The sequence below is a fragment of the Streptomyces sp. NPDC019443 genome, assembly GCF_044389785.1.
Taxonomy (GTDB): domain Bacteria; phylum Actinomycetota; class Actinomycetes; order Streptomycetales; family Streptomycetaceae; genus Streptomyces.
In genome coordinates, this window is record NZ_JBIRYJ010000001.1 from 1,237,924 (window position 1) to 1,254,977 (window position 17,054).

Here is a 17,054-nt window from a genome sequence, read left to right on the forward strand (position 1 = left end):
ATTCCGGCTCGTCACCCGAGGCGGCCCAGCACAGGATGTCCGCGTCGGCGTCCGCCCGCCCACGCGATCAGCTCAGGGTTCGCCCCGGCCGGCTCGGGTGACTTCGGCACCCGCGCCCACGCGCTCTCGGCATTCACCGTCTCGTGGTGCCCGGTTGCCGTTCTTCCTGTCGACTCGGCGGCGACGACACCGTCCGGCAGTATCCGCCTCAGGACGAGACCGGAAGGATTCGGCGGGGCGGCACCGTGCGTGGGTGGCCGGGACGGCGCCACTCACGCGGGTAGCCGACCGAGACCTCCTCGAAGCGGACCCCGTCGTACACCGTCGACCGGGGGATGTGCAGGTGGCCGTAGACCATCGCCGCGACATTGAAGCGGCGGTGCCAGTCGGCGGTCCGCTCCGTACCGCACCACAGGGCGAATTCGGGGTGGTGCAGCACGCGCGTCGGCTCACGGACCAACGGGTGGTGGTTGACCAGCACGACGGGTATCGCCGGGTCCAGGGCGGCCAGCCGTACCTCGGTGTCCTTCACTCTGGCCTGGCACCATGCCTCCCGGCTCTCGTACGGATCGGGATGCAGCAGGAACTCGTCTGTGCACACCACGCCCTGCTCGTACGCCGCCGCGAGCGCTTCCTCCCTGCTCAGTCCGGGGCTGGTGCGGAACGTGTAGTCGTACAGCAGGAAGAGCGGGGCCACGGTCACCGGACCCTGGGGGCCGCGCCAGACCGGGTACGTGTCCTCGGGGGTGACGACGCCCAGGCTTCGGCAGAGCTCGACCAGATACTCGTAGCGTGTGACGCCGCGGAGCTGGAGCGGGTCCTCGTGCGGGGTCCACAGTTCGTGGTTGCCGGGTGCCCAGACGACCTTGGCGAAGTTCGAGGCGAGGGTGCGCAGTGCCCAGGTGATGTCCTCCGACATCTCGCCGATGTCTCCCGCGACAAGGAGCCAGTCGTCCTCCGACTCGGGGCGCAGATCGGCGACGATCTTGCGGTTTTCCGGGTAGGAGATATGGAGGTCACTGATACCCAAGAGGCTTCCGGGCGTGCGTCCCACCTGCTTTTCTTCCTCTCGGCTCAGTGCGAAACGTGATGGTGACCGGTCGAGGCCGGACCGCCCGCCAGAATCGCACGCGTGGGCGGGACGGCATAACCCCCAACGTCCCAGGGGCAGTTCTTCGCCGCGTTGCACTTCTCGAAGCCGCGCGCTGACGGCGGCGGGGCGGTGTTCAGTTCTGGCCCGGTACACAGGCGGTCCGGGCAGCGGAACATGCGCCGGACCGCTCATCGCCGCGGATACGGGCGTGAAGGTGCACGTCATGCCAGCCGTCCGCATGCAGCCACGCCCCGCGACGGACGCCCTCCTTCTCGAACCCAGCCTTGACCGCGACGCGGCAAGACGCCCGATTGGCGGTCGAGTGCTCAAGTTCGATCCGGTGGAACCTGCCCTGCCCCAGGGCCCAGCGCGTCAGCACCATGACGGCGCTGGGGCACAGTCCAGCGCCGCGTGCTGACGGCACCATCCAGTAGGCGAGTTCAGCCTTACCGTCCGCCAGGACCAGCGACTTCAAAGCGACCCGGCCCAGAAGCGGGAGGCTGCGCCCGATGAGCGTTGCCTCGGCGATCACGAGTCGCCTCAAGGCCCTTGCGTAAAAAAGCAGTTCCGGCTCGTTCACCTGAAACAGTGACCACGGATGATGTTCGGCAGAGGAAATTCGCCCAACCTCCCAACGCGTAAGAAAACTGCCCTTCCTCGATCACGCCGGCAAGCCGCCTGCCACAGGACGTGTGCCTGCAATCCCACCCTTCGGATGACAAGACCGTCGATCTTGCACCTGATGGGACGTCATACCAGTACCGTCGCCCAGTGGGTAGTGCTTCGCTGGTGACGGGCCGGCTTCCGGGCCCTGATTCGGTGCCGAGGGAGTGTGCGGAGGGGCGTGCGTGAAGGAACGAGACAGGGCAGCCCAGCGGGGCGGCGGCGCGGTTGGACGGCGCCGGGGTCGGGGGCCTGAATCTGGGCTCCTGCTGGAACGTGAGAGCGAACTGCATGCCGTCAGCGACGCCTTGGCCGGCCTTTGCGGCCAGAAGGCCGCGAGAAGCAAGGGCGGCAGGCTGGTGGTGTTCACCGGGGCGGCCGGGCTCGGCAAGACCAGCATGCTCTCGGAAGTACGGCGGATGGCCCTGGAGCGCGGCTGCGGGGCCCTGTTCGCCAGGGGCGGCGAACAGGAGGAGGGTCTCGCCTTCCACGTGGTCCGCCGCCTGCTCCAGCCTGCGTTGGCCGCGCTGTCCGAAGTGGAACGCCGTGAACTCCTGGGCGCGTGGTACGAGATCGTCGGCCCGGCACTGGGGCTGTTCGCGGCTCCGGATGATGCGGCGCACGGGAAGGACGGCGAGAAAGCCGCGCTGCCCGACCCGCAGGGAGTGCGGGACGGCCTCGACTGGGTGGTGACCCGTCTGGCGATGCGCGACGCGCCGCTCGTGCTGATCGTGGACGACGCGCACTGGGCCGACGGCGAGTCGCTGGCCTGGCTGGCCTCTTTCGTTTCCAAGGTTGAGGACCTGCCGCTGCTGATGGTGCTGGCCTACCGGCCCGACCAGCTTTCCGAAGAGGCCGAAGGACTCCGCCGGATGGCCGGGAGGAACGGTGTGCGGCCGCTCGGCCTGGCCGCCCTCACCCAGGAAGCGGTCGCCGAACTGTTGCGCCGGGAACTCGGTGAGGATGCCGAGTACGGGTTCTGCCGCGAGTGCTGGGTCGTCACCGGTGGCAACCCGTACGAGGCGGTGGAGCTGACCGCCAAGGTACTGGAGCGCGGCATCCTGCCGACCGAGGAAAGCAGCCCTTTGCTGCACGATCTGGCCGCTGCTGTCAAAGGCAGCGGTCTGGTCGCCCGCCTGCGGCGGATGGGCCCGACGGCTGTGCGGCTGGCCTGGGCGGTGGCCTTGCTGGGCACCGAGGCCCCACCCCAACTGGCCGCGAACATCGCGAGCCTGGGCCCGGCGGAAGTGGCCGACGCCGCCGACCGGCTGCGGGCCGGCCGCATTCTCACCGGCAGCGACACCCTGGAGTTCGTCCACCCGCTGATCGCCACCGCGGTCTACCGGGCGATCCCGGGAGCGGTGCGGGTGGCCATGCACGGCCAGGCCGCCTGGGCGCTCCTCGACGCCGGTCAAGGCCCGGTCGCGGCGGCCCGTCACCTGCTGGAGACGCAGCCGGAGCGGGATCCGGCGGTGGTGAAACACTTGCGTGACGCCGCACGGGCCTATCTGCGGGCCGGCGCGCCGGATGCAGCCCGCCGCTGCCTGGCAAGGGCTTTGCAGGAGCCTCCCCCGGCCGATGTGCGCGCTGCCGTGCTCTACGAGCTGGGTTGCTCATCGCTGCTGCACTCGCCCGTAGCCACGGTCAATCATTTGCAGTCGGCGTTGGAGGAGCCGCAGGTGCCACCTGCCCTGCGCGAGGGGATCACCCTGCGCTTGGCCCAGGTTCTGGCACACACCGACCGGCTCGCGGAGGCGGCCGAGACGGTTGCCAAGGAGGCGCACGAGGCGGTCGACTCTCGGGCCCGGCTGCGGATGCAGGCCTGGCATTTCATCTGGTCCGCCTTCCGTGTCGACGAGCCGGACTCTGCCGCGCGCTCTCGTCGCCTGGCCCGCCTTGCTGATCGACTGACCGGCCGAGATCTTACGGAGCGCTATATTCTGGGCCTGCGGGCGTGGGACGCCATGGTGCGCGGTGAGCGGGCGGACACCGTTGTGGACTATGCCGAGCGAGCCCTGCGTGACGGGATGAGCTGGACCGACCCGGACTGGGGCTTCGAGGTGCCGGTCCTGGTGGCACTGACGTTTATGTACTGTGACCGGCCACACCGCACGGAGGAGCTGTTCGCCGCGGGTATCGCGGAGTTCGAGGCCGCAGGGTGGCGCGGCGCGCACTTGTCCTACGGCTACGCACTGCTGGGCTACGTCCGCTACCGACGGGGCCGGCTCGCCGAGGCGGAGGACTTCGCCAGGAAGGGGCTGCACGTCGCCGAACGGGTGGGCGAGGGCGTGAGCGCGCGGTGCAACGCCGTGGCCATCCTCATCGAAGTGCTGCTGGCCAAAGGCGAGATCGGCGCCGCACAGGAGCTGGCCCGGAGCCATGCCTTCGGAGATGACTTCCCGAGGGCGATGATGTTGCCGCCACCGCAGGCGGTGCGCGGGGAGCTGCACCTCGCCCAGGGCCGCACCAGGGAAGCGGCGCTGGACCTCGCGGCAGCGGGGCAGAGGCTCACAGCACGAGAGATGATCAACCCGGCTTTGAGCCCCTGGCTCGGCCATCTGGCGCTGGCCGAGGCCGAGGAAGACCTCGAAAAAGCACGGGCTCTGGCCCTGCAGGAGGTTGACCGCGCCGAGCGTGCGGGCATCGCCTCACAGGTGGGGATGGCCCTGCGCGTCGCGGCAAGCCTCACCGAAGGTCCGCAAGGCCTGCGCCTGCTGGAACGGGCCGTATCCTGCCTCGAGCAGTCGCCGGCAGCCTATGAGTACGCACGGGCACTGGCGGATCAGGGCGCAGCTCTGCGGCATGCCGGGCGGATCGAGGAATGCGCGGAGCAGCTGCATCTGGCGATGGACCTGGCGGCGCAGTGCGGAGCCGAAGCGCTGGTTACGACGGCCAGTCGCGAGCTTGCCGGCCTCGGGCTGCGACCGCGACAACTGCGCGGAGACACGACGGCGGAGGCACTGAACCAGGAGGAGCGGGAGGCAGCCGAACGGGCCGCGCTGGGCAGTTCCAATGAACTGATCGCGGAGGAACTGCGGATGGACGATACGGAGGTGGCCCGGTTGTTGTCCTCCGTGTACAGAAAGGTCGGGACGGACAGAGCCGGCCTGCGGCGGGCTCTTAGGCTGCCGGCACCCAGATCGCTGAGCCTTGTTCCCTCCCGCGCGGATCCGGCCGGCCCGGAGGCCTTCGGGCCGGGGGCGGGCAAGTGAGGGGAGGGGTGGTGTCCGCCTCCCCAAGAACTGACGTCACCCCTGGCGGGTTACGTGCCCGGGGAAGCGGTGAACGACGTCGGTCCACCAGGGCGCAGGGTGACGGTTCCCGTGGTCAGCGGGTTCCAGACGAAGGCGGATCCGTGGTAGCGAGGACTGGTGCACGACCAGTGCCAGTTGCCGGCGAGCATGTTTTCCAGGGCATCCAGGTACGTGTGAACCTCCGCAGTGCGAGCGGTGCCGGCGAGCAGGTGGTCCCGCAGCACTAGGAATCGGCGCTCTGCCTCCTCGATCCTCCGGCATATCCGGTCAACGGCCTCCTGCAGAGCCACGCCGCCTCTGTCGCACAGGATGAGGACGGCGTTCATGGCCTCGCCCCGGTGCTGTTCGTAGGCGAAGGTGAACAAGTCATTGACGAAGGTGAGGTGTTCTGCCACCTCCCGCTGAAGATCCCGGAGTTCCGGCTCGGCGAAGAGGGCCTCGGGCAGGTCGACGCCCACTCCGTACTCGGCCATCGCGCTGCACAGGTCGGCACCCACACTGTGGGCACGCAGCTCCAAATAGCTGGGGAGGTCCGTGAACCCGCCCCCGTGCCGTGAGGCCACCTCTGCCACGAAGCTGCGAAAGAGGATTTGCAGCGACGCGAACAGACGCTGCCGCACGCCGGGAGCCGCCTTGGCCGTGATACGGCCCCAGACGTCCGAAAGAGCGGACGCGTACCCGGGCCCCTCAGCGGATGGCACTGGCTCGCCCTGCAGAACGGCGTCCAACTCTCGGGCGAATTCCGCGGCGTGTGCTTCACTTCGGCCGGCATCGTGCGGGTTGGGCAGAACATCATCGATGCGGGAGATCACCGCGGACAGGTCGCAGAGGTCGCGCATCCTGTCATAGGTGGCTTGCGGCCACACCAGACACGGGAAGAGGCAGGCGTACTCGAGGAATCGCTGCCGCTCCTCGGCTCCGGCGAACGGGAGATGCGCGCGGGACCAGCTTCCGGAGTTCTTCTGCAGCTCGGGGGACTGGGGATGGTAGCGCGCGGGAAGTCGGCTTGGGAGGTGCGGCAGGTGAAACTCATACATCGTCGCTGTCGATGGTGGGACGTCATCCGAAGCCGACGTTCGGGTGTTCCCGGCGGCGTGTTGGGGCGTCAACGGAACAGACGTCTGCTTTTCCGGTCCGGGGTGGTCGTGACGGTCTTGCTGCGTAAGGGCTGCCACCCATGGGGCTGGGATCCACTTGACCGCCTGCCGGAATATCCTGCCCGGCACGGCGCCGCCCACTTCGCCGACGGATGCGGGGCGGCCCCTCCGGACCCTCCATCGGCCGATCCCATCGGGCCGTATTCGCCCCGGCTGGCCATTGCCGTCCGTCATCGTCCTCATTGCTGATGCTCCCTCAACTACCTCGCCGACGGGCCGATTTCGCACATGGACTCGGACTCGGTAGATGGCTTCCCGGTCCGACAGCGGATGACGCACAGGCACGCCTCTTGACGCGGGGTGGATGCCCAGGTGGACCGGCTCCCAGCCGTGTCGTGCCGCCCCAGGGGCCCTCACGTGTCACCGGCCGGCGAGCGCCCGGCCCCGACCGAGCAGGTCCGTCTCCTCGGGACACTGTCGGCATGGCGGCGCCGTCCTGGCACCCGAGCGCGGATGTCCTGATCACCTAGACTCGGCGAATGGCGAAGTATTTCGACGTGCACCCCGAGAATCCTCAGCGGCGCACCATCAGCAGTGTGGCTGACAGTATCCGTTCCGGCGCGCTCGTCACGTACCCGACGGACTCCTGTTACGCATTGGGATGCCAGCTGGGCAGTCGTGACGGCATCAGCCGGATCCGGTCGATCCGGAACCTCGACGATCGTCACCACTTCACCCTTGTGTGCCAGAACTTCGCGCAGCTCGGTCAGTTCGTACACGTCGACAACGACGTGTTCCGCGCGATCAAGGCAGCGACGCCGGGCAGTTACACCTTCATCCTCCCCGCGACGAAGGAGGTGCCGCGCCAGCTGCTGCACCCGAAGAAGAAGACGGTCGGAGTCCGGATTCCTGACCATGCCGTAGCTCAGGCTCTGGTTGCCGACCTCGGCGAGCCGCTGCTCTCAAGCACCCTGCTCCTCCCCGACGAGGACGAGCCGATGACACAGGGCTGGGAGATCAAGGAACGGCTCGACCACGTGGTGGACGCCGTGGTCGACTCGGGCGACTGCGGCACCGAGCCGACCACGGTCATCGACTTCTCCGGCGGGGAAGTCGAGATCGTACGCCGAGGTGCGGGCGACACCGCGCGGTTCGAGTAGCCGCGTCGATGGCATCACCCGGAGGCCGGGCCGTCGAGCGATTCGCGCGCCGTGACGCCGACACGGTCGCGCTCCCGGTCCGCCGAACGGCAGCACGTTTGATCAGCCGGCCGTCGGGTACGCCTTCTGGCGGCCACCACCACTGAATTGACGGGACGTCCGCTCAGCCGCCGCTCAGCCGACCGTTCGCGGCGAGCCGGTCCAGGACGATTCTGGCCGCCTCGCTCACCCGATGGCGGTCGCCATGGGTGAGCCAGGCGATCTCGGCGATCTCACTGTGCGGTGCCGGCACCCCCCGGTAGTCGGCGGTGTGGCAGGCGATACGGACGATGGTTCCTGTCGGCTCGCCATGGGCCGGGGCCCGGACGGTGACCGTCGGAGCGATGCTCCCGGGAACCAGCTCGACGCCCAGTTCCTCCCGCACCTCCCGGATCAGGCTCTCGTGATCGCTCTCACCGGGCTCCGGCTTGCCACCGGGAAGGTAATAGGCGTCCTTTCCCCGGGAGCGGACGACGAGAATCCGGCCGTTCTCCAGCCGGACCCACGCCACCTTCTCGATCACCTCGGTCATATGTCGGTGCCGAAGAACCGGTCGCCGAAGTCACCGATGCCGGGAACCATGTAGGCGTTCTCGTTGAGCCGCTCCTCGATGGAGGACGTGACGATCCGCACCTTCGGATAGCGCCGGCAGACCGCGCTGATGCCCTCCGGCACGGTGATCAGGTTGACGAAGACGATGTTCTCCTCCGCGACGCCCTTGTCGAGAAGGAGCTGAATCGTGGCGAGCGCGGTTCCGCCGGTGGCCAGCATGGGCTCGAGGAGCAGCACCTGACTCTCGGCGATATCGCTGGGAAGTGATGTGTAGTAAAGGTGTGGGAGTTTCGTCTTCTTGTCCCGCTGCATGAGTATCTTGCCGATACGAATGGATGGGCAGACGGCACGCAGCGGCCCCTCCATGCTCTCTCCGGCACGGACCACGGACACCCCGCAGATGCGCGAGGGAAGACGAAGGCCCTCGTAGGTCGCGCCGACCGGTGTGGTGACCTCGCACTTCTCCAATGGCAGGAGATTGAGGCCGGCTTCAATCAGCATCCGAATGATGCTTTCCGACGTGAGGACGAAGTCGTCACGGCGTGCGTTCCGGTCACGGATGACGGTGTGCAGAGACCGCAGGTAATCGGTCTGTGGAAGTAGATGGACGTTACTGCCGAGGTATTCCTCGATCGACGGTAATTTCGTGCTCAGCATGGTGTTCAGGTCTCCAACGTTCGAAGTCACTCGGTCGGCGGTTGTTCGAAGGACGGGGGCAGCGCAGGCGTGGCCGTGAACTGGGCGGCCGCGGTCCGGTAGATGGACCGACCGCCCGTTCGCTCCCACATCCTGCGCATGACATGGACGAGCTTGGGATTGTGCTCTTCCTCTTCCTCGAAGGACCGGGCGACGGTCAGCTCCCAGTCCGGGCGCCATGTCTCGTTGCCCCCCGCGTCGACCGTGTCCTCGAACGCGGAGTGCAGGGCCTCCAGCTTCGCCCGCTTCGGGAAGTCGGCGAGGGCGAAGACAACGCCGAGCATTGCCGTCCAGTAACAGGTGATGACGTACCGGTGCATGTCCTCGGGCAGGCGCGCGGCGATCTGTTCCATCGCGTGCAGGGAGGTGATCAGATGCAGCAGCACGAAATCTCCCGGGCGGGAGAGATACAGCAGCGTGGCCGTGTAGTACAGCTGCTCCCAGCTCGTGGCGACGTCCTGGTCGGCGATCCAGGACGGCGTGTCGTAGATCAGCGGATGGCCCTCCGCCAGCATCCTGGCGTTGCGGTACTGCAGTCCGGACCGGGCGAGTTCGGGGTGAATGCCCTCCGGCACGCCCGATTCGGGGACGGTGCCGAGTTCCTGCGCCCACCTGCGGAGCTGCTCGCGGTCGGCGTCCCACGCGTCGGCGATACGCAGCAGGGAATCAACGCCCGACGCGCCGGCGTCCGCGGAGGACGCTCGTTCCGGGTAACAGGACACGTACGAGAACGCCATGTACGCGAGACCCTCGACGGTCATCCACCGGCTGCCTGCCTCCAGGGCCCACCCCAGGTGAATGGTGGCGTGCGTGAAGGCACCGACCCAGCCCGGCAGCAGCGTCGGCACATAGCGCCGCAGCACCTCGTCCATGCCGAGTTCCCGCTCCTTGCGGTCGAAGAACTCGCAGTAGGACGAGAAGCTGGTGCGCTGGCCGAAGAACTCCTTCCAGTTCTCCTCCGTAATGACGTACTTGGACGGCCTCGGCGGTTCCAGGCCGTATCCGTACGTCGTCAGCTTCGCATAGTTGTCGTAATACTCCTTGATTCGATCCGGAGACGCCCCGAGCAGAGCCAGTGCGACCACTGCGTGCTTCGAGTGATTGCTGAGATGCCCGTTGAACTCGATGTGGTAACTCCGGTCGTCCAACAGTTGCTCGATCACCGGTGAATTGATCACTGCACCTTTTCCTTCTCGCGGTGTGACTGTGACAACCTGGACAGGTAGATGCCCAGCAGTACGATGACCACCCCTAGACACCGCAGTCCGTTGGGAGTCATTCCCTTGCTCTGCCAGTCGATCAGGACGGCGGAGATCATCTGGCCGCTGATCACCATAAGAGCGGCGTTCATCGCGCCGAGCCGGGGGAACACAAAGCTGCTGACGGCCACGAACAAAGCGCCGAAGAAACCGCCCAGATAGGCAGCCAGGGGCGGGGAGGAGCCGAACTCCCATTGGCCGAGGGCTGCGAGGATCACGGTGAGGAGGAGAAAACCCACGACGTGGTTCCACAGCGATGCACGGAAAGGGCCGATCGTCGCACTGAGCCGCCCGTTGATCGCGCGACTGCTTCCGATGACCGCGCCGTTGAGAAAGGCGAGGACTACGTAGAGGATCACGGTCACGCTCCGCCGAAGATGATGAGAGCGCTGCCGGTGAGAACGCAGAGCGCCACGACGGCGTCCATGGCCACGAGGCGCCGTTTCGGGGTGCGGAACAGCCCGAAGTGGTCCGACACGAGTCCGAAGACGATCTGACCCACGAGCATGAGTGCGATCGTGCCGGACAGCGACAGACTTCCGTTCACCGTGATCGCGGCCAGTATCACCGTGAACGCGCCCGGGATACCGCCCAGATAGAACCAGAGCGGCGCCTTCACGCGCTCCGGCCCCTCACTCGCACGCGTCCGGCGGAACAGCCGAGAGGCCGCCAGCATCACGAGCAGCAGAGCCACCACCGCGCCGAGGCCGTGGGCCACCCACGACGCGAACGTGGGCGTCGTGTACTTCGCCAGAAGGCTGTTGTAGTGGATCATCAGCGCGAGAAGCACACCTCCCGCAATGCCCAGCAGCCAGTCGGTCGAACGTCCGAACACTGTGACCACCCGTCAGCTCTGCGCCGATGCGGCTGTGAGGCGCGCCAGTACGTCGTCGAAGGTGTCCGCCAGCCACGTGGGGCCGGCCGTCCGCAGTTCGTGCACACTGTGCACGCCGTACGTCACGGCGATCGACCGCATACCGCAGGCCTTCGCCATCAGCAGGTCGTGGGTGGTGTCCCCGACCATCACCGCCCGCTCGGCCACTACCCCCAGCTCGCGCAGGACCATCTGACCCGACTCCGGGTGGGGCTTGGGGTGGGTGACCTGGTCGGCGCCGACCACGACCTCGAACAGGTCCCGCAGCGCCGCCGCCGTGAGCAGCGCATCTGCGCTGGCGTAGAACTTGCTCGTTGCCACGGCGAGGGGCAGCCCCTGGTCGCGCAGAGCCGCGAGGCCGTCCGCGACGCCGGGGAAGAGCAGTTCCACCGCCCTGGGCAGCACGATGTCGCGGAACTTCCTCTGGTACTGCCGTATTCCTTCGGCCACCCGCTCGTCGTCGGGTGTGACGCCCATGAGCTTGCCGAACGCCTGCTCCAGGGGGAGGCCGATCGTCGCGCGGACCTCCGTCGGGTCAGGGGTGTCGAGTCCCATGGCGGCGAAGGCGGCCGTGAACGTGTCCACGATCCCGCGTGGTGTGTCGATGAGTGTTCCGTCGAGGTCGAAGACGGCTACGGCGGTCATCGCCCTCCTTCCGGCGCAGACGTACCGTCCGACAGGCCCTCGGCGCGGAGTCGGGCGTGCGCCAGGGCGAGCCGGCCCGCCAGTTCGGCCGTGCTGATGAGGACGGACATGTTCGCCTTGGCGGAGCGGCCCTCGGTCACCTTGTCGACGGCGCGCATCAGGTACTTGGTGAGGCCATTGCCCCTGACACCGTCGCGTTCGGCGGCGATCATCGCGTCGGCGATCGCGGCGTCGACCTCCCGGCTGTCGATCGCGTCCCCTTCCTTGATGGGTGTGGCGACGAGGAAGGAACTGCGGTTGCCGAGCGCCCAGTGGGTTTCGATGGCCCTGGCGATCACCGCCTCGTCGTCCAGCCGGTGCGGGCTGCGTATGCCGCTGGTACGGCAGTAGAAGGCCGGGAAGTCGTCGAACTGGTAGGAGACCAGCGGCACACAGTGCGTCTCCAGGAACTCCATGGTCAGGCCGAGGTCCAGAATGCTCTTCGCACCGGCGCAGACCACCGCCACCTTGGACCGGGTGAACTGGATCAGGTCCGAGGAGATGTCCATGGTGGTCTCCGCACCACGGTGCACTCCGCCGATACCGGCGGAGGCGAAGAACGGGATGTCCGCCAGCTCCGCCGCGACCACGGAGGAGGCCACGGTGGTGGCGCCCATGCCGCCCCGGGCCAGGACGACAGACATGTCCCTGCTGCTGACCTTGGGTATGCCGGGTGTCGATGCGAAGCGTTCGATGTCCGCATCCGTCATCCCGACGAGGATGCCGCCGTTCTCGATGCCGATCGTGGCCGGGACCGCGCCACCGGCGCGGACGGCCGCCTCCACCTTCCGGGCGGTGGCAGCGTTGTCAGGGTAGGGAAGGCCGTGCGTGATGACATTGGACTCCAGTGCCACGACCGGTGCACCGGAGTGGAGTGCCTCCGAGACCTCCTCGCTGAACACCAGGGGGATGTCGCCGGGGTGGCGGCGCGTCGTCATGCGTCTCCGATCCTCGTTGTCGTACTTCGATGTTGCGATATGGCGTCTTCAGTAGTTGGGGGTTTTGCGCAGCAGTTCCTTGCGCTCCACCAGCTCCGGGACGTAGACCTGCTCGTTCCAGGCGTCCTGATCGACCGGTTCGAGCGCGATGGATATGACCCCCTCGTCGCACTTGAACGCCGACTGCACCGCCTTGGCCACCGCGGCGACCAGCTCGGACTCCTGCTCCTCGCTGAGCGCGACGGGGAAGTGCTTGATGTTGACGTGAGGCAAGGTGAACTCCTTCTTCTGTTCCTGTCGTTGTTCCAGCCGTGGCTGCCGACCGTGCAGCCGGCGACGGATCGTCTGGACCAGCTCGTCGATGTCAGGGTCTCGCAGCAGGCTGTAGTGGTCCGCCTGGAGAGTGATGACGGTCGGCGACTCCGCGGAGTAGCCGCTGCGGTTCTCGATGAACGAGTAGTCGTCGCCCTGCGCCTTGAAGATGGTCACCGGGGCCTCGATCCGGTGTTCCGCCAATTCACGGAAGGTGTAGGTGAACTCGTACGTCTGACGCACGATCCGGACGATTCTCTGCACCAGTTCGCGGTCGAGGCCACTGAATGCCGTGCTGATGAACGTCGCGAACGTCTCGTCGTCCGCGGCCTGCCGCAGGCACTCCTCCAGCAGGGGACCGCTGATGCCGCCCGCGAACACGGAGAAGAGGATCGTCACGAACGCCCTGTTGCGGTACGTCGGCTCGTCGCCGTGAACCATTGCGTCGTCGGACCGGACCCTGGGTGACCCCGGTGCGATCAGCACCAGGTTCTCCACCTGTTCCCCGGCCTGCTCCAGCTGATGAGCCGCTTCGAAGGCCACCCGGGCACCGAAGGAGTAACCCCAGAGCGTGTACGGACCCGTGGGCTGTACACGTCTGATGGCCCTGATGTCCTCTGCGGCCATGTCCCGGATGGTGGGATACGGCGTCTCCAGCGGGTTGATGCCGTACGCCTGGACGCCGTAGAAGGGGCGTTCCATGTCCAGCTTGCCGGCGAGCAGGCGCAGGTTCATGGGGTAACCCCCGAGACCGGGCCAGCAATAGACCGGATTCCCGGAGCCCGAGCCTCCCAGCCGTATCAGCCGCGAGGTGGTGCCGGCATGGTCGCCGTCGATCCGGCGCGCGAGCTTCTCGACCGTCGGTGAATCGAAGAGCGCCTGGAGCGGGAGCGCACTCCTGAACGTCTTGTTGACCCTGTTGATGAGCGCGACCGCGATGAGCGAATTACCGCCGGACGCGAAGAAGTCGTCCCGCACCGAGACGGCGTCACGCTTCATCAGCGTCTTCCAGATGTCCCCGATCCGCTGCTCCGTCCTCGTGCGTGGCGGGACGAAGGGGCGGTCGGCGAAATCCAAGTCGGTCTTGTCCGACGCCTCCAGCGACTTGACGTCGATCTTCCCGCTGGCGGTGAGAGGCAGCTGGTCCAGGATGACGACCTTGTTCGGCACCATGTAGTCCGGCAGGAAGTTGACCAGGTCCTCCTTGATCATCTCCGCCGGGCCCTGCATATGGATCATGTCCTCCTTCATGCCCTCGCTGCGGACCTGCTCGGCACTCACCCGACCGCAGACGAAGAAGTAGGAGGGGCCCGTACGGTCGCCGCGTGCTCCCAGGATGCCTGCGATCCGCTTCGCTGAGGGCAGGTCACTGCCGGTCTCCGAGCTGTAGCCGGAGGACATGAATCCCAGGCCCAGGTCGTTCATCTGCAGGCGTTGCAGCTTGCGGCCCAGATCGACGTAGCCCTGCCAGCCACGCTCGGGCCTGCTCAGTACCGTGATCCCGAAACTCGACCGCTCGTAGACCCGCTGGTTGATGGCGATGACGTCCCTCTTGCGGACGAGTTCGCCTGATATGCGCTCCAGTTCACCGTCCCGGTACCGGTACTGGCCCGCCGCCAGGTCGACGATCTTCCCCGGGTGCGCCTGCACACATATGTCGAGTGTGTCGTCCTGCTGCTGCCCCGTGAACGGAACCATCTCGAAAGTGCCGAGGTAGTAGTCCTCGTCCGCGCACTCCAGGAAGTCCTTCGCCTCAGGAGTGAGCTCCAGCTCCCTGATGCTCAGTCCGTACGCGGGGAGAACCTCATCGAAGAGGCCCACCATATGGCCCGTCTCGATGTGCAGGACTTCCTGGATGTTGTTCTTGTAGACCGGCTCGATCGCCCGCTTCTTGCCCACGAAATGGAACGTGAGCCGTGCCTCGTCCGCTGGTCCGGCATCGGGCGTCTCCCGGATCAGCACCAACTGGTGGTGCAGGGGGTGGTAGTAGTAGTGCCCCGGTCGCAGCTCACCGACCCCGCTCAGTTCCAGGTACATCTGCGTCGCGTAGAGCGAGCCCGGCGATGCGTATCCGTACTTCGGCAGCAGCCGCTCCTCGCTGAGAAACTGGCCGAAGTACCGCAGGATCTCCCCGAGTTCGGCGAAGGTCAGCTGTGCCAGGCTCCGGGGCCGCGCGTCGGCGGCATGTGTGCGGTCGAGGAGCCGGAGAATGTCGGCCCTGGTGAGGTCGCCGTCCTCGAAGGAACGGTACGTCTTGCGCGCGAACACGCGCCGCCGCTGTTCCGGGGTCGGCTCCTTGCCGGGAAGGTCCACCGCCGTCCGGCCGGCGATCTCCGCGGTGTCGCGGCAGCCCGCGTTCGACAGCTGAGCCCTGACCTGGAGCTTGCTCTCCTTCGACTGATGGTGGGCGCCGTGATTGCCCTGGTCCATCAGCGCCGCTTCTTTCGGACTCAGCTCGATGCAGGCGATGAGGTTCTGGAAGCCGGTGCGAGGGTCGTCCTTGACGATCACCGCCGTGTTCTTGACCCAGTCATGGGTCTCGATCGCCAGCCTGATCTCGTCGAGCTCGACCCGGAAGCCCCGCAGCTTGACCTGATTGTCCACGCGGCCGGTGAACTGCACGGTTCCGTCGGCATTCCAGTAGGCCAGGTCTCCGGTCCGGTACAGCCTGGTGTCCCCGGTGTCCCCGCCGGACGGGTTGTCGACAAACCGTTCCGCGGTCAACTCCGGTCGGTGGAGGTATCCCCGTGCCAGCTGCACGCCGGCGATGTACAGCTCGCCGATCTCGCCCACGGCCACCGGCGACAGGGTTTCGTCGAGTATGTAGTACCGGGTGTTGTGGACAGGCGAGCCGATCGACACCGCGTTGGGGCCCTCACCGACCCCGGCCCGGTCCACGGTGAAGGCGGACGCGTTGATGGTGCATTCGGTCGGCCCGTACAGATTGATCAGGTCACAGCCCGGAAGCGTGTCCAGCACCTGCGTGGCCAGATTCCTGGACAGCGCCTCGCCCCCGCTGAAAACCTGCCTGAGCGTAGTGCACCGGTCCAACTCCTCCGTGTCCACCAGTGCCTGCAGCACAGTCGGCACGCACTGCAGCGTGGTGACCCCGTACTCGGTGATGGCCTCGATCAGTCCTTCGGGATCCCGGTAGACGCCGGGGCTGCCGATCACGACCTCGCTGCCGCAGCTGGGCGCGAGAATTTCCCACTGCGCGGCGTCGAAACTCATCGGAGTCTTCTGCAGGACGACCTTTTCCCGGTTCAGGCCGTACGCCGTCCTCAGCCAGTGCATCTGATTGACGATACTACGATGTTCGATCATCACACCCTTCGGCTTTCCGGTACTGCCGGAGGTGTAAATGATGTAGGCCAGATCGTCCGGGCGAGGTCCGGGTAAGGGATTCCGGCGTAAGTCGTCGGAAGTGGATTCCGTGAAGGTCCGAAGCTCGTTCAGGGTGACGATTCTCGTTCCCTGCGGGGCCAGTTCCGCCAGTTTCTCTCTGAGGTGCTCCTGGGAGACGACAACGTTGATGCGGGCGTCCTCGAGCATGTAACGCAGCCGCTCTTCGGGATACTCCGGCGACAGCGGGAGATAAGCGCCGCCGGAGAACAGGATGCCCCATGCGCCAACCATCAGATCGAGTGAGGGTTCCACGAAGAGGCCGACGCGGTCGTCCCGTGCCACGCCGAGATGCCGCAGGTAAACGGCCAGGTCGGAGCTGCGCTGTAGGAGTTCCTGGTAGGTAAGGCGCTGGTCGCCGCACACCACCGCAGTGTTGTCGGGCTGTTCACCGACTTGTTCCCTGAGTAGGTCAGGAAGGGATGTGTGGCCCGGGAAATCGTGTTTCGTTGTGTCGAAGTCCTCAGTGGCAGCAGTAGCCATGTTTCCCCCGTTGTTTGGTCTTCCCGTGGTGTTTCGGCAACAGCCGTGCGCAGTGCCGGCTACCCGCTCGGACTTCTGCGTGGCGTGCAAGATCAGAATGGATATATCGAGACGCTAAGCGTTGGCCATGGGTGGGTCAACGCCGACCGGGAAGATGGCTCAAAAGTTCGCGCGCTGTTTATACGGTGGCGACCCCGGCTCCGACTGCCGGACCGCGCGGGTCACACGTCGGCCTTCGGGGCGATGACCGGCTGCTGTTCCGCGGCCCGTTCGGCCTGTCTCCCAATGCTCCGTGCCATTTCGGCACCGATCCTGCGTCGCCCGTGCGCGCCGGAGCCGCACATTCCGGCGACGGCCTCCCAGATGTGCCGACGGCCTCACCGCGATCTGCGCCGCCTGTCCGATGGCCGGTACTCCATGGTCGAATTTCGGCCGGTGCGCGACGGTGAACCGAGCACCCGAGCACCCGAGCAGGCGCAGGAGGATGATGTGCGACGTCGTGAACTGCGTCAGAGCCTGGCGGCCGCCAGACGAAGAGGCGGCGCCTG

13 protein-coding genes are annotated in these 17,054 nt (G+C 66.7%); 2 read left to right on the top strand and 11 right to left on the bottom strand.

The genetic code is table 11. The features are described from left to right. Positions 1-208: 208 nt before the first annotated feature. A complete protein-coding gene (locus ACH492_RS05630) occupies positions 209-1,054 on the bottom strand; it encodes a metallophosphoesterase family protein (RefSeq protein ID WP_398983031.1) in 846 nt (281 codons plus the stop codon). Between the two features lie 172 nt (positions 1,055-1,226). Further along, positions 1,227-1,673, bottom strand: a complete 447-nt coding sequence (locus ACH492_RS05635) for a GNAT family N-acetyltransferase (protein WP_398983033.1) — start codon at positions 1,671-1,673, stop codon at positions 1,227-1,229. Between the two features lie 349 nt (positions 1,674-2,022). Here ACH492_RS05635 and ACH492_RS05640 point away from each other — a divergent pair, with 349 nt between their 5' ends. Then, entirely contained in the window at positions 2,023-4,968 is a 2,946-nt protein-coding gene (locus tag ACH492_RS05640) for an ATP-binding protein (protein ID WP_398983326.1), read from the top strand. 50 nt (positions 4,969-5,018) lie between these two features. On the opposite strand, the gene ACH492_RS05645 is transcribed toward ACH492_RS05640, so the two are convergent. Further along, positions 5,019-6,047, bottom strand: coding sequence for a terpene synthase family protein (locus tag ACH492_RS05645; protein WP_398983035.1), 1,029 nt, complete (start codon positions 6,045-6,047; stop codon positions 5,019-5,021). A 599-nt stretch (positions 6,048-6,646) separates the two neighbouring features. On the opposite strand from ACH492_RS05645, the gene ACH492_RS05650 reads away from it, so the two are divergent. Further along, the gene (locus ACH492_RS05650; protein ID WP_398983037.1) at positions 6,647-7,267 is read left to right on the top strand and encodes an L-threonylcarbamoyladenylate synthase; all 621 of its coding nucleotides are present in this window, start codon (positions 6,647-6,649) and stop codon (positions 7,265-7,267) included. A 163-nt stretch (positions 7,268-7,430) separates the two neighbouring features. On the opposite strand, the gene ACH492_RS05655 is transcribed toward ACH492_RS05650, so the two are convergent. From ACH492_RS05655 to ACH492_RS05690, 8 genes are read right to left on the bottom strand one after another with little or no spacing between them, the layout of a single operon-like run. Next, the gene (locus ACH492_RS05655; protein ID WP_398983039.1) at positions 7,431-7,838 is read right to left on the bottom strand and encodes an NUDIX domain-containing protein; all 408 of its coding nucleotides are present in this window, start codon (positions 7,836-7,838) and stop codon (positions 7,431-7,433) included. Next, positions 7,835-8,515, bottom strand: coding sequence for a uracil phosphoribosyltransferase (upp, locus tag ACH492_RS05660; protein ID WP_398983041.1), 681 nt, complete (start codon positions 8,513-8,515; stop codon positions 7,835-7,837). The genes ACH492_RS05655 and upp overlap by 4 nt, the downstream gene beginning before the upstream one ends. Before the next feature lie 26 nt (positions 8,516-8,541). Continuing rightward, positions 8,542-9,732, bottom strand: a complete 1,191-nt coding sequence (locus ACH492_RS05665) for a questin oxidase family protein (protein ID WP_398983043.1) — start codon at positions 9,730-9,732, stop codon at positions 8,542-8,544. After that, on the bottom strand, positions 9,729-10,178 hold the full coding sequence (locus tag ACH492_RS05670; RefSeq protein ID WP_398983045.1) for a DMT family transporter: 450 nt from the start codon (positions 10,176-10,178) through the stop codon (positions 9,729-9,731). Before ACH492_RS05670 ends, ACH492_RS05665 begins: the two co-directional genes overlap by 4 nt. Then, complete coding sequence (locus ACH492_RS05675) at positions 10,175-10,648, bottom strand: DMT family transporter (protein WP_398983047.1); 474 nt, start codon at positions 10,646-10,648, stop codon at positions 10,175-10,177. The genes ACH492_RS05670 and ACH492_RS05675 overlap by 4 nt, the downstream gene beginning before the upstream one ends. A gap of 12 nt (positions 10,649-10,660) precedes the next feature. After that, positions 10,661-11,332: an HAD family hydrolase gene (locus tag ACH492_RS05680; protein ID WP_398983049.1), complete on the bottom strand. Its 672-nt coding sequence runs from the start codon at positions 11,330-11,332 to the stop codon at positions 10,661-10,663. Further along, entirely contained in the window at positions 11,329-12,309 is a 981-nt protein-coding gene (locus ACH492_RS05685) for a pseudouridine-5'-phosphate glycosidase (RefSeq protein WP_398983051.1), read from the bottom strand. The genes ACH492_RS05680 and ACH492_RS05685 overlap by 4 nt, the downstream gene beginning before the upstream one ends. A gap of 48 nt (positions 12,310-12,357) precedes the next feature. Then, positions 12,358-16,506: an amino acid adenylation domain-containing protein gene (locus ACH492_RS05690; RefSeq protein WP_398983053.1), complete on the bottom strand. Its 4,149-nt coding sequence runs from the start codon at positions 16,504-16,506 to the stop codon at positions 12,358-12,360. Positions 16,507-17,054 lie beyond the last annotated feature (548 nt).